This is a genomic window from Sphingobacterium kyonggiense (genome assembly GCF_039536825.1).
Classification (GTDB): domain Bacteria; phylum Bacteroidota; class Bacteroidia; order Sphingobacteriales; family Sphingobacteriaceae; genus Sphingobacterium; species Sphingobacterium kyonggiense.
The window spans coordinates 592,001-604,687 of sequence record NZ_BAAAZI010000006.1; the positions used below are offsets into that span (position 1 = coordinate 592,001).

Sequence of the window (12,687 nt, forward strand, 5' to 3'; positions counted from 1 at the left end):
GTTTTAATCTTCCTTTTCAGTTCTTTCTGCAGAGACTTCATCAAATAATTGCATTAATTCCTCATTGGCTTCCTGACCATATTTCGACTTGAAATAATCCTTAAATAAGTCTTTCATGTCTTGGTCTAGGTTTACTTGTTTTCCTTCAACACTTTCTTGAAGGGCCTTTTTAACAATCGGGATGATGTAAATAATTCCATCATGTGCGCCATGTAATCGCTTCATATCCTGCGCGCTTAAGAAATTATCGCTTTCAATAGTTAGCTCCACCAAACAATTAGGATTTTCATGTAACCACTGAACCGCTTCATCAATTAGTTGAAATCGCTTACGAAATAAGGGACGTCCATTTTTTAACGGAACTGTATAAGTTTTCGCCAATTGATTTGGTTCAAGGTCGACAATAACGACTTGTTTCTCTTGGCCACTTTCGGAGAACGAATAGCATAATGGACTACTTGGATAAACAACAGGTTTATCAGCATGACCAATTTGATGCATTCGATGCAAATGCCCCAATGCGGTATATTGAATTTGACTCGGTATGCTATCCGAATAAATCAAATCTGCATAACCTAGTTTTATAGGTTTTTCACCTTCTGGTTCCTCCAATATTTCACCACCTCTTTTCAGCATGTATAAATGACTTGTCAGGATGTTAACGCCGTAGCTGTCGCAATATTGCTGCGCAAGGGAAGACCAATTTTCCTTCAAGACCTCTTGAAGTTGTGCTGATTTATCCTCTAAACCTAAAAATTGCTTTAAACGAATTTCATTCGCAAAAGGTGTGACAAGGATTCTTGCAGGATAATAGTATTTGGGTAATTTGATTTCCATAAAACCTTTATCCGCGCGGATCACATCAAATGCTCCTTCCACAGTAATAGGTTTGATTTCCATGTCTGGATAACCAAAAAAGAAGATCCCACATTCCCGAGCTAAGGGGTCTGGTGAATCAATACGGTCCGGGGAATCGTGATTGCCCGCTAAAGCGATTACCGGTCGTTTCCCATTATTAGACAGTTTTTTTAATGTTTTATATAGTAATTCTGTAGCTTCTACCGGTGGGTTGAAGGTGTCGTATAAATCGCCAGCAACTATCACCAAGTCTACATTTTCTTGATCCGCAATTTGACAGATTTCCGCCATAACCTCTTTTTGTTCCTCTAATCTGGAAAAGAAGTCCAGCTTTTTGCCTAAATGCCAATCCGCCGTGTGTAATATCCGCATGTATAATAAATTTGTTGGGGTGAGGATTAAAAGTACAGAATTTTCAGCAGCTTCTAGGTTAAGAAATGTGAAACTGTCTGCCCATTGGGAACATGTCTGTTGTATTATCGGTCGGAATGACCTAAAGGTTTATCAGGATTTACCAGATTGCGAACCAACTGTTTAAGTTCTTTGATTTCGGGAAATCTTCCTTCACGTTTTCGGTCAAAAATAATTTCCTGATTCAGGTAGACTGTGTAACGACCTGCAATTTCACTTGGTTGCAGACTTACAGCATATAAATCATCTGAAAATGTGGTTAATAACTCCTGAGCCATATAGGCAGCGCGAAGTAACCAACCACACTTTGGACAATATTCAATTTGAATACTGGGCTTCATATCCAGAATTACTTGGTTTTTACCACCGTAAAAGCTTCCGTTTTACCATTATGACAGGTGTTACAACTAATGTTCTTCACCACACCTTCATGCTCATGTTTAAAATGTTTCTTATTGATCTGATTCGTCATTTTAATCATATAACGTGCTACATCTTTTTTTGGATTACTGTCTGAAGCAAAATCTAAGCCGCGCTCTCCATTGGCTTTTGGTGCATGACAGTGGTTACACTTAACTCCTAGGGACATGTTAAAACCCTTCATGATTTTGTCTAACTCCTCGTGTGAAATGTTTTTTGGTAATACCTTTAGATTCTTTGGCTTTTCGTCCTGTTGTACTGTGCTAAATGCTGTTAATCCTACGATTACGGCAAATACAGCCAACAAGGTTTTAATGGAATTCTTCATATATCTCTCGTTTTGAATGGTATGCACAATATACTAAGATTTTAAAAATTGTAATGGAATTGTCATGTAAAAATATAATGTACTTAAGCTTAATATTTTATCCTTAATAATTTGCCCAATAAGAGAGATGTCCTTATCTTGCGACCTTATTTTTAATGATTTCACAGAAACTAAGCTGTGTTATCAGCTATGCAACAGGCATTTATAAATAAAAATATCCTATGAAAAGAATCACATTTCTATTAACTATTATATTAAGTTTTACGATGATGTATAGCCAAGCCCAATTAAAGGCTGTGCATGTAAAATCTGGATATTCCTATTGGGTAAGGGTTCCAAAGGATGTTAAAAAGAAAGAAAAGCTACCTGTAATTGTCTTTTTACATGGCCGCAGTTTATCTGGTCATGACTTGAATCGGGTAAAGCGATATGGGGTATTAAGAGCGATTGAAAGAGGGAAGGATTTGGATGCTATTGTTGTTGCTCCTCAAACCTCCAACGGATGGAATCCTGATAAAGTAATTGATGTCTTAGACGATGTCTTAAAAGATTATCCTGCCGATGAGCACAGAGTATATATCTGTGGAATGAGTATGGGTGGATATGGAACCTTAGATGTTGCAGGGAAATATCCCGATAGATTTGCTGCTGCAGTAGCAATTTGTGGTGGAGGAACCTTATCCTACGCGTGTAATCTTACCCAAGTACCCCTTTGGATTCAACATGGTAGTGCCGATCGTGCTGTTCCAGCTTCCGAATCAAAAAAGATTTACAATGCCATCAAGAAGTGTGATAAAAATGCCGATGCAACCTTAACCATCATCCCCGGCGGAACGCATGGCAGTGTTGAAAGCCTATTCCATGGCGAAAAAATCTACGACTTTATGTTTAAGCATAGTAAAGAAGGGGATTAGGTCGTGAGTAGACGACAGATGATAGACAACAGATTTTAGACTTTGGCAGTCATCTTTTTTCTGCTTTAGGGATGGTTATTTTGAATGGAAAGAAGCGGTCGAAGCATGCTTCGACCCTACAGTTATGATGGTTAAAACAATAAAATCACGATTGTTTGTAGGGTCGATGCATGCATCGACCGCCATCAAGAATATCCAATCTGTTTTCTGTTGTCTATTATCTGGTATCTCAAAAATTAAACGGGCGGACATTCCGTTCGCTTTCGAACGGGATGAATCCCTTTTCTACAAGCTCTCTCAGTACCGCCCCTACCAAAAGAGACCGCTTCGCTATTTGATGTGAGATATGAGATAAGAGATAGAAAGGGTGATAGGTCATTTACAACTCAGAGCAACGCGAAGAGTCTTTGTTTCCCCAGCCAATTCCGTCATCTTTTACCGAAGGTTAAAGATCTTCAAAGTATACCCAGGAGAAATTATTAAACAATAGAAACCGGTCGAAGCATGCTTCGACCCTACAGTTAAGATGGTTAAAACAATAAAATTACGATTGTTTGTAGGGTCGATGCATGCATCGACCGCCATCAAGAATATCCAATCTGTTTTCTGTTGTCTATTATCTGGTATCTCAAAAATTAAACGGGCGGACATTCTGTTCGCTTTCGAACGGGATAAATCCCTTTTCTACAAGCTCTCTCAGTACCGCCCCTACCATACGTATTACCTAGATAGTTTCCTATCCGCCCTATATCACCCACGCGTAGGGGCAGCACTAAGCGCAGCGGAATGTCTGCCCGGATTGAAAAAGTCATTTAATATCTCACATCTAATAGCGTAGCGGTCTCATATCTAATCCCTATTTCTGTTGTCTTTTGTCTGATGTCTAATAGTCTCTAACAGAGGTTTCCTTCGACACTCTTACGGATCTCCTTCGGAACTTGTTCGGATCTCCTTCGGATCTCGTTCGGTTCCGACCGAACGAGATCCGAAGGAGATCCCTATCAGATTCAAAGAAATTCCTTAGGAGCCTTGAAGCAAACCCAAAGTAATATGGAAAGAAATACAGTCTAAATACAATGGAATCTGGTCAGGTATATATAGCAAAAATGGCTATTCCCGAAGAAACAGCCATTTTTGATGTTTTTTGATTTTCTACTGCTTTCAGTAAGGCGTATTATTATGTGAAATAGAACAGAGCTACCATCATAAAGGCAAATGAATAGACTGCGATGATAATAAGGGTAGCGATTGCGATAAACTTATAATGGTTTTTTAGAAACTGAAAAGCATTTTCGATTTCTAAGTCGTTGTTAAATTCGACTGCATAGTTAATTTTTATACTAAACTGATATAACCACCACATTGGGATAGCACATACGAACATTAAACCAACGGATAGGAACATGGGTAAAATTCCAACAACACCAGCATATGGGTTTTTCATTATTGGGATTGAACCGATGAAAAATGCGATGATAAAAATACAATATACACCAATAAGGCATAAGGATATTACGGAGAATAATTTTGCCCATTTAGCAGCCTCGACTAAGAAGCCTAAGCTTTTATGATTTAGTTGGAAATTTTCATTGTTGTTGTTTGCATGATTGTAAGGTGCATGAGAAGGGTTCGGCTGTTGTTGACTTTCATTATTTTCCATGATACGCAGGATTAAAAATTGAAAAAAATTATTGATTTAAGTACAAAACAATAATAATGATAAAACATTTAATTTAGATGAATCTTTTGAAAAAATATTGCACACCTGGAAAATTATATCTACAAAAATTATGTTAAAATTTTAATGAAGCCAATTGTTTTTATTATTTTAAGTCCATAAACCAGAAGAATTATGATTAAAGTACTTGTAATTGCCTTTGTGCTATTGATTGGAGAGGACTTGCGCGCACAGCAATTGGATTTAAATGCTGTACGTAATGACTTCAATAAGGGGGTCAAAGATGAGGCCTTGTGTAAACGCTATTTAAATCAATTGGAAGAACATGCAGATTCGCCTGTTGAACGTGGTTATGCTGCCGCTTTTCATATGTTTATGGCCAAGCATACTTCTAATCCCTTTAAAAAAATGGGCTTTTTTAAAGATGGTCGTGATCGTCTCGAAAAAGAGCTGAAATCTAACCCCAACAATGTGGAGTTACGCTTTATTAGATTAAGCATACAATACCACATTCCCAAGTATTTAGGCTATCATAACCATATAGAAGGTGACAAAGATTACTTGAAAAATAACCTCTATAAATTAGGTGATAAATTTGCCAAGGAAAAAATTTACCAATATTTAAAAGGTGCAAATATGTATTCTACCCAAGAATTAGCGTTATTAGGTAGATAACAAGTATATTAGTATCATGAAAATTAGAGCCGTATTCGTATTATTTTTAAGTATTTGTAGTCATTTTGCAATCGCGCAAATCAATCAGACTATTCCAGAAATCAATCATTTAGAAGCAACAGACCGTATTTGGGTAAGTTTGGTTCCAAGCGATAGCAATAAAATAACGATTGAGGGTGAACTGGCAGACAAAGTCGAAATGGTTATTTCTGGATCTAGTCTGCGGTTAAAGATGAAGGCTGGGTATTTGATGAAAGGTAATCAGGCACGTGTTATAGTCTACAGTCCTTCTGTTACACAACTGGTCGCCAGGAAAGGTGCAGAACTCTATGTAGAGCAGGAAGAGTTACAAGGCGATAGTTTAAATCTTTCCTCTTATGAAGGGGCAAAAATACGCGCAAAAATTGCTGCGAATGCAGTGAATGTAGTCTTAGCAACAGGTGCAAGCGTGGACTTGCTAGGTACATGTTCTAGTGTCATAGTGAACAGTACTGCTGGTGGATCTTTCTTTGGGAAGGATTTAAAAGCAGAATCGGCCTATGTTCGTCTAAATGCTGGCGGAAAAGTTGAGGTCTATACCACGGAAGTAGCAGATGTAGAAACTAGGGCAGGTGGAGTAATTGATGTGTATGGAAAACCGACAAATAGAAAATACCGTAAAATAGCTGGCGGGAAAATCAATTTCCGTTAAATACGCTCACAAAGAAAGAAAAATAGCCGTTTCAATTGGTCGAAACGGCTATTTTTTTGCTAGTTGTATCGCGATAAATTGCCTTGTCAGACAAAAAGAATTGAATTTTGCTTTTTTTAGTTGGAAAAATGGCTAATTGTTTAAATTTCAAGCTTACAAAATCAATCTTGATTTGTAACTTTGCGCCATGTCAGAAAAAATAATCATTCTCGATTTTGGTTCTCAATATACGCAGCTAATTGCACGTCGCGTTAGAGAGCTTAATGTATATTGTGAAATTCATCCATTCAATAACCTTCCGGAATTTGACGAAACGGTAAAAGGGGTTATCTTTTCAGGTAGTCCGTTTTCAGTTCGCCAGGAGGATGCACCTCAAATTGATTTCAAGGCTATTCAAGCTAAGTTTCCATTATTAGGTGTTTGTTATGGTGCGCAATATATTGCACAGCAATCTGGTGGTGAAGTGTTACCATCTGAAATCCGCGAATATGGACGTGCGAATTTGCAATTTGTAGATCAGGAGAATGATTTGTTAAAAGGCATCCCAACCCAATCTCAGGTATGGATGAGCCATGGAGATACCATCAAAGAAGTTCCTAGTAACTTTACGATTATCTCCAGTACCGATAAAGTTCGTGTTGCAGCATACCAAGTGCAAGGAACAAAAACCTATGGTATTCAGTTCCACCCAGAGGTTACACACTCAACCGATGGTCAAGTTTTATTGAAAAACTTTGTGATCGATATCTGTGGCTGTCACCAAGACTGGACTCCTGATACTTTTGTTGAATCAACAGTTCAAGAACTTAAGGAGCAATTGGGTGATGATCATGTTATTATGGCATTATCAGGTGGGGTGGATTCGACAGTGGCAGCGGTACTATTGCACCATGCTATTGGCGATAAATTACACTGTTTCTTCGTTGACCACGGTTTATTGCGTAAGGACGAGTATGAGCAAGTTTTAGCGTCTTACAAGGACATGGGCTTGAACATCAAAGGTGTTAATGCAAAAGAACTGTTTTATGGTCGTTTAGCTGGGGTTTCAGAGCCAGAGCAAAAGAGAAAGATTATTGGAGCTTCATTTATCGATGTATTTGATGAAGCAGCAAAAGAAATACAAAAAGAGCTTCCTGAAGGCACAGAAGCTAAATGGTTAGGTCAAGGTACTATTTACCCGGATATCATTGAGTCTATCTCAGTAAAAGGCCCATCAGCTACCATTAAATCACATCACAATGTGGGTGGTCTTCCAGATTACATGAAATTGAAAGTAATCGAACCATTAAAGACCTTGTTTAAGGATGAAGTTCGTCGCGTAGGGAAGACTTTAGATGTAGATCCTAATATTTTAGGTAGACATCCATTCCCAGGTCCTGGATTAGCAATTCGTATTTTAGGAGATATTACAGAAGAAAAGGTACGGATTTTGCAGGAGGCAGATGACATCTACGTTCGTAATTTAAAGGAATCGGGATGGTACGATAAGGTATGGCAAGCAGGAACCATCTTTTTGCCAGTCCAATCTGTCGGTGTAATGGGCGATGAGCGCACTTACGAGCATGTTGTAGCATTAAGAGCTGTTGGTTCTTTGGATGGTATGACGGCAGACTGGATTCACTTACCTTATGATTTGTTAGCTAAAATTTCAAATGAAATCATCAATCATGTCAAAGGAATCAATAGAGTCGTGTATGATATCAGTTCAAAACCACCAGCAACCATTGAGTGGGAATAAACTAAAAAATATTTATAAACATTCCATCACAGCAGTATGCCTCGGGGCAATACTTGCTGTGAGTTCTTGTACACCAAAAACTACAGGGGTATTACGTAATCCGACGGTTCATGGTGGTCAGACAGGGACTGATGGAAATAAGCCTGGAAACAAGGAAGATAATAAGAAAAACGAAGATGTTAAAAAAGCTGATTTAAGCAGTAACATTGCGCTTTTACTTCCTTTTCAGTTGGATAAAGTAGCAGGTACGAATGTGGTTGAGGCAGATGTAAAACGTTCAGCTTTAGCATTGGATTTCTACCAAGGATTTCAAATGGGCATGAATGAGGCTGCTAAAAAAGGTAGTCAAGTGAAACTTCAGGTAATGGATACACAGGATTCAGAAATGAAGAATGTGACAATCGCTTCTTCAAAAGAAATTGCAGAAGCAAGCTTAATCGTAGGTCCTGTTTATCCAAAGGAGATTCGTTCTTTTGCTCGTGCAAATACCAATAAGAAAGTGTTACAGGTTAATCCTTTGGCAGCAAGTATGCCTTCGGAATTTAATATCAGCAATTTAGTTTCCATAACGCCGCCAATCCGTATCCACATGCGTGCGATTGCGGCTGATATTGCCTCAAAATATCGCTCTGGTGATGTTGTCATTGTTTTTGATGCGAGAGATAATGATCACCGTCAATTTATCGATGGCTTTGATGCAGAAGTGAAAAAGATAAATCCAGGGATCATTATAAAACATATTGCTTCTACCAGTCAATTGGACCAAGCCATGCCTGAGGTAGGATATGCGTATGTGGTTTGTGGGACAACAGAAAAGACACAATTGCGTGCTTTTGTAAACAAGTTAGATGATTTGGTTTCTTCTGGTAATAGTATCCGTTTATTTGGACACCCACTTTGGGATCGCATAGATTTTAATCCATATAATAACTTCTATCGTATGGATCCTACGATTTCTTCTGAAAGCCATTTGAAAGTTTGGAGTTCTGAGGTTCAGAATTTCCAAAGAAATTATAAAGGTCAGTATAAAGTAGATCCTTCAGATTTTTCTTACAAAGGATATGATGCAGGACGTTTTTTTACTAATATGCTGTTGAAGTATGGTGCTGATTATGCGGAAAAGCTTGAAGGTGAAAAATACAATGGCCTATTTTCTGATTACCAATTTAGCTACAATGAGCAATGGGGATATGTGAATCAGGCGGTTCGTTTGAAAACATATCGAAACGGAACCTTTCAATAATTAGATAACATTGGAAATTAATAGCAAGCGTGTCCTCCAGCAGATTCGCAACTTTGAGCGTTGTTTGGAGTCTTATTCCTTCAAGGAGCCTTTTGCAAGGTTCTTGACCCAGTTTTACAAACTGAATAAACAAATGGGTTCTTCTGACAGAAGGATGAACTCCCGCTATTGCTATAACTACTTCCGCTTAGGGAAGGCTTTGTTATCTTTGGATGTTAAGGATAGGTTGTGTATCGCAGAGTTCCTCTGTGAGGAGCAAAGCGCTGTTGTGGCAGTCTTACAGCCGGAATGGTTGCCTAGAACTCAAGAAGGTCTTCCAACAAAGATAGAATACATTAAAAGCATATATGGAGACTTCCTACAGGATGTGTTTCCATTTGCATCGGAATTGTCGCCAAGCATTGATCGGGATGCTTTTGTTTCATCACATTTCATCCAACCTGATTTATTTATCCGTGTTCAACGTGGTCAGTTAGACCGTGTAGTCAAAGAATTGGAGAAACATGAGGTTTCCTATGAAAACTTGGGTGAGCAAACCCTGGTTTTACCGAATGGGACCAATCTTCAACAATTGCATAAAATCGAAGGATTATATGAGGTTCAGGATCTTTCTTCACAACAAACCTTAAATGGCGTTGAAGTACTTCCTAAGAGCTCGTGGTGGGATTGTTGTGCAGCTTCAGGTGGAAAAGCTTTAATGCTCTTGGATAAAGAGCCTGATATTAAATTATTAGTTTCTGATATTCGATTGAGTATTCTACGCAATTTAGATGAACGATTTGAGCGTGCCGGGGTAAAAACCTATTACCGCAAGAAAATATTGGATTTAAGTATTCCTGTTACCCAACAGATAGGTGGGGAGCATTTTGATGCCATCTTATTGGATGCGCCATGTTCGGGTTCCGGTACATGGGGGAGAAGCCCGGAGATGCTTTCTAAATTTAAAGTTGAAGAGATCGCTCGATTCGCTGAATTGCAATTTCAAATTGCCAAAAATGTGCTTCCTTTCTTAAAGGTCGGAAAGCCATTGATCTATATTACTTGCTCTGTTTATGAAAAGGAGAATGAAGCAGTTGTAAATCGATTGGCGGAGACCTATGGTTTGAAAATTGAGGCTATGGAATCCATTATTGGGTACAATAAAAAAGCGGACTCCATGTTTGTTGCCCGCTTGATAAAGCCTTAATACGATGATAAACTTAATCGCAGTTTAACGGTATAACCAAAACCGGGATATTGGATTTGCGAATCAATGCCTCCGACACAGAACCTGATAGAAAATGGTCAAAGCCTGTTCTGCCGTTATTTCCCATGATGATTAAGTCTGCTGTCCATTCTTTAGCCACGTTCAATATCTCGTCACGAACATCTCCCACACGATTAAACGTAAATGTTTCCTTTGCATCGGTAAACTCAGCTGCTACACGATTTAAGTAGTCCTGAGAAGCTTGTTGCTGTATCTCGGATACTTCAGGTACAATGATAGGTTGCTGGCCCAATAAAGGGTCTACACCATAGGATGCCGGTGAAGTAGGAGGAACAACAGTAACCAATGCTAATGATGGCTGAATGTTCGTTACAATCTGCCTGGTATAATCAATCGCCCGCTGTGAACAAGGGGTATCATCGATTGCTAATAATATTCTAGAAAATTTTAATGATGCCATGTCTCTTAGATTTTAATCGTCTATCTAATATACAAATTTATGAGGACATTTGTTCGCACATGTATTGAAATCTAATACGGATTACAAGGATTAATGCCATAAAAAAAAGGATTCCCAATTTTGGAAATCCTTTAATATGTATCGTTGTTTAGTTCTAAACGTTAAAGCGGAAGTGCATAATATCACCATCCTCTACGATATAGGTTTTACCCTCCACAGAAAGTTTACCTGCTTCTTTTACAGCAGCTTCTGAACCGTACTGTACATAGTCGTCATATTTGATTACTTCAGCACGGATAAAGCCTTTCTCAAAGTCTGTGTGGATTACACCTGCAGCCTGAGGTGCAGTATATCCTTTTTCAATAGTCCATGCACGTACTTCTTGTACACCAGCAGTGAAATAAGTCGCTAGATCCAGTAAAGAATAAGCAGCACGGATTAATTTATGTACACCTGACTCTTCTAAACCAAGGTCTTCTAAGAACATTTTGCGTTCTTCATAATCTTCTAATTGTGCAATTTCGGATTCAATCTGAGCAGAGATAACCAATACCTCTGCGTTTTCATCTTTCACTGCTTCTTTTACACGATCAACATAAGCATTTCCTGTATTCACAGATGCTTCGTCAACATTACATACATAAAGAACTGGTTTAACAGTCAATAGGGTTAAGTCTTCAATAAATTCTTTGTCTTCTTCCGAGATAGGAGCCGTACGAGCAGATTTTCCGGATTCTAAATGTTCTTTCACAACAGAAAGTACTTCATAAGTACGTTTTGCATCTTTGTCACCACCCGTCTTAGCCATTTTTTCGACTTTCTGGATTCTCTTTACGACTGTATCTAGATCTTTTAATTGTAGTTCTGTATCAATAATCTCTTTATCGCGAATAGGGTCCACTGAACCATCTACGTGAATAACATTACCATCATCAAAACAACGTAATACGTGGATAATAGCATTGGTAGTACGGATGTTTCCAAGGAATTGGTTACCAAGACCTTCACCCTTAGAAGCGCCTTTTACTAATCCGGCGATATCAACAATCTCGATGTTATTAGGGACGATACGTTGCGGGTTTACAAGCTCAGCTAATTTATTCAAGCGAGCATCAGGGACAGTAATTACCCCAACATTCGGTTCAATAGTACAGAAAGGGAAGTTCGCAGCCTGCGCCTTAGCGTTGGATAAGCAGTTAAATAAAGTTGATTTGCCCACGTTCGGTAGGCCTACTATACCACATTGTAATGCCATAAGAGATTTTATGTTAAAAATTGCGACAAAGATAAGAAAAGGAAGCCATAAAAAGGAAAGCTCTTCAACGGAATCCTCATCAATTCAAATTGGATAGAAGTTTATCCAAATATTGGAGAAATTTTCCTGCTCAATGGCTTGATAATAAGGGTTTATTAAACTTTTTACAAAATTTAACACTTTGCATATTAATCCTTCCAGGTCATTGAAAAGTCATAGAATTAAAATTAGGCAGACTATAGGGGCTGTCAACTAGAAGGAGGAGCTTATGAAAAAGTTATTTTACTTAGCATTATTTTTTGGGGGATTAGCTTTTACACAGCCAGTGAAAGCGCAGATAAATGTAAGCTTTAACATTGGCGTACAACCGCAATGGGGACCCGTAGGTTATGATTATGCACGTTTTTATTACATGCCTGAATTGGATGTGTATTACGATGTAAACAATCGCTATTACCACTATTATGATGGTCGCCGTTGGGCATCACACCGTACCTTGCCAAGACGTTATGGTCATATTGACCTGTATCGTACTTACAAAGTAGTGATCAATGATGCAAGACCTTGGAGAAACCACCGCAGTCATTACGATCGTTATCACCGTTATTCACGTAACTATTCACAAGTTTCTATGCGTGATGGACGTGGTCATAACAAATACTATAAAGATCGTGAAAAACATTACCGTAAAATGGAAAGGGAGCATGTGAAATACCATAAGAAAATGGATAAAAAATATAGAAAATATAGAGGTGACCGAGATTAGTGAGGTATGTTAATTAAGTGTAGCTGCTTCTCCTGTAAGGAGA

13 protein-coding genes are annotated in these 12,687 nt (G+C 38.4%); 7 read left to right on the forward strand and 6 right to left on the reverse strand.

Annotated features, from left to right (window positions below; genetic code table 11):
• Nucleotides 1–3: 3 nt before the first annotated feature.
• From ABD676_RS07470 to ABD676_RS07480, 3 genes are all read right to left on the reverse strand, one after another.
• The gene (locus ABD676_RS07470) at nt 4–1,230 is read right to left on the reverse strand and encodes a metallophosphoesterase family protein (RefSeq protein WP_344673974.1); all 1,227 of its coding nucleotides are present in this window, start codon (nt 1,228–1,230) and stop codon (nt 4–6) included.
• Nucleotides 1,231–1,334: 104 nt separating this feature from the next.
• Nucleotides 1,335–1,610, reverse strand: a complete 276-nt coding sequence (locus ABD676_RS07475; RefSeq protein WP_344673975.1) for an Rdx family protein — start codon at nt 1,608–1,610, stop codon at nt 1,335–1,337.
• An 8-nt stretch (nt 1,611–1,618) separates the two neighbouring features.
• Nucleotides 1,619–2,017, reverse strand: coding sequence for a c-type cytochrome (locus tag ABD676_RS07480; protein ID WP_344673976.1), 399 nt, complete (start codon nt 2,015–2,017; stop codon nt 1,619–1,621).
• Between the two features lie 221 nt (nt 2,018–2,238).
• Between ABD676_RS07480 and ABD676_RS07485 the strand changes: the two genes are divergently transcribed.
• The gene (locus tag ABD676_RS07485) at nt 2,239–2,931 is read left to right on the forward strand and encodes a carboxylesterase family protein (protein ID WP_344673977.1); all 693 of its coding nucleotides are present in this window, start codon (nt 2,239–2,241) and stop codon (nt 2,929–2,931) included.
• Between the two features lie 1,177 nt (nt 2,932–4,108).
• Here ABD676_RS07485 and ABD676_RS07490 read toward each other — a convergent pair.
• A complete protein-coding gene (locus ABD676_RS07490; protein WP_344673978.1) occupies nt 4,109–4,591 on the reverse strand; it encodes a hypothetical protein in 483 nt (160 codons plus the stop codon).
• A gap of 192 nt (nt 4,592–4,783) precedes the next feature.
• Here ABD676_RS07490 and ABD676_RS07495 point away from each other — a divergent pair, with 192 nt between their 5' ends.
• The 5 genes from ABD676_RS07495 (at nt 4,784) to ABD676_RS07515 (ending at nt 10,142) form a co-directional block, all read left to right on the forward strand.
• A complete protein-coding gene (locus ABD676_RS07495) occupies nt 4,784–5,284 on the forward strand; it encodes a hypothetical protein (protein WP_344673979.1) in 501 nt (166 codons plus the stop codon).
• A 16-nt stretch (nt 5,285–5,300) separates the two neighbouring features.
• Complete coding sequence (locus ABD676_RS07500) at nt 5,301–5,975, forward strand: head GIN domain-containing protein (RefSeq protein ID WP_344673980.1); 675 nt, start codon at nt 5,301–5,303, stop codon at nt 5,973–5,975.
• Nucleotides 5,976–6,162: 187 nt separating this feature from the next.
• Nucleotides 6,163–7,713, forward strand: a complete 1,551-nt coding sequence (gene guaA, locus ABD676_RS07505) for a glutamine-hydrolyzing GMP synthase (RefSeq protein WP_344673981.1) — start codon at nt 6,163–6,165, stop codon at nt 7,711–7,713.
• Complete coding sequence (locus ABD676_RS07510) at nt 7,670–8,956, forward strand: ABC transporter substrate-binding protein (protein ID WP_344673982.1); 1,287 nt, start codon at nt 7,670–7,672, stop codon at nt 8,954–8,956. Before guaA ends, ABD676_RS07510 begins: the two co-directional genes overlap by 44 nt.
• A 10-nt stretch (nt 8,957–8,966) precedes the next feature.
• A complete protein-coding gene (locus ABD676_RS07515; protein ID WP_344673983.1) occupies nt 8,967–10,142 on the forward strand; it encodes an RsmB/NOP family class I SAM-dependent RNA methyltransferase in 1,176 nt (391 codons plus the stop codon).
• A gap of 13 nt (nt 10,143–10,155) precedes the next feature.
• On the opposite strand, the gene ABD676_RS07520 is transcribed toward ABD676_RS07515, so the two are convergent.
• Both ABD676_RS07520 and ychF read right to left on the reverse strand, forming a co-directional pair.
• A complete protein-coding gene (locus ABD676_RS07520) occupies nt 10,156–10,623 on the reverse strand; it encodes a universal stress protein (protein WP_344673984.1) in 468 nt (155 codons plus the stop codon).
• Between the two features lie 154 nt (nt 10,624–10,777).
• The gene (gene ychF / locus ABD676_RS07525) at nt 10,778–11,878 is read right to left on the reverse strand and encodes a redox-regulated ATPase YchF (protein ID WP_344673985.1); all 1,101 of its coding nucleotides are present in this window, start codon (nt 11,876–11,878) and stop codon (nt 10,778–10,780) included.
• 268 nt (nt 11,879–12,146) lie between these two features.
• Here ychF and ABD676_RS07530 point away from each other — a divergent pair, with 268 nt between their 5' ends.
• Nucleotides 12,147–12,644, forward strand: a complete 498-nt coding sequence (locus tag ABD676_RS07530; protein ID WP_344673986.1) for a hypothetical protein — start codon at nt 12,147–12,149, stop codon at nt 12,642–12,644.
• The last annotated feature ends 43 nt before the right edge of the window (nt 12,645–12,687 follow it).

What these genes read in the sequence shown, in the direction of transcription:
- ABD676_RS07470 (WP_344673974.1), bottom strand. Translation starts at nt 1,230, where the DNA reads ATGCGGATATTACACACGGCGGATTGGCATTTAGGCAAAAAGCTGGAC.
- ABD676_RS07475 (WP_344673975.1), bottom strand. Translation starts at nt 1,610, where the DNA reads ATGAAGCCCAGTATTCAAATTGAATATTGTCCAAAGTGTGGTTGGTTA.
- ABD676_RS07480 (WP_344673976.1), bottom strand. Translation starts at nt 2,017, where the DNA reads ATGAAGAATTCCATTAAAACCTTGTTGGCTGTATTTGCCGTAATCGTA.
- ABD676_RS07485 (WP_344673977.1), top strand. Translation starts at nt 2,239, where the DNA reads ATGAAAAGAATCACATTTCTATTAACTATTATATTAAGTTTTACGATG.
- ABD676_RS07490 (WP_344673978.1), bottom strand. Translation starts at nt 4,591, where the DNA reads ATGGAAAATAATGAAAGTCAACAACAGCCGAACCCTTCTCATGCACCT.
- ABD676_RS07495 (WP_344673979.1), top strand. Translation starts at nt 4,784, where the DNA reads ATGATTAAAGTACTTGTAATTGCCTTTGTGCTATTGATTGGAGAGGAC.
- ABD676_RS07500 (WP_344673980.1), top strand. Translation starts at nt 5,301, where the DNA reads ATGAAAATTAGAGCCGTATTCGTATTATTTTTAAGTATTTGTAGTCAT.
- guaA (WP_344673981.1), top strand. Translation starts at nt 6,163, where the DNA reads ATGTCAGAAAAAATAATCATTCTCGATTTTGGTTCTCAATATACGCAG.
- ABD676_RS07510 (WP_344673982.1), top strand. Translation starts at nt 7,670, where the DNA reads ATGATATCAGTTCAAAACCACCAGCAACCATTGAGTGGGAATAAACTA.
- ABD676_RS07520 (WP_344673984.1), bottom strand. Translation starts at nt 10,623, where the DNA reads ATGGCATCATTAAAATTTTCTAGAATATTATTAGCAATCGATGATACC.
- ychF (WP_344673985.1), bottom strand. Translation starts at nt 11,878, where the DNA reads ATGGCATTACAATGTGGTATAGTAGGCCTACCGAACGTGGGCAAATCA.
- ABD676_RS07530 (WP_344673986.1), top strand. Translation starts at nt 12,147, where the DNA reads ATGAAAAAGTTATTTTACTTAGCATTATTTTTTGGGGGATTAGCTTTT.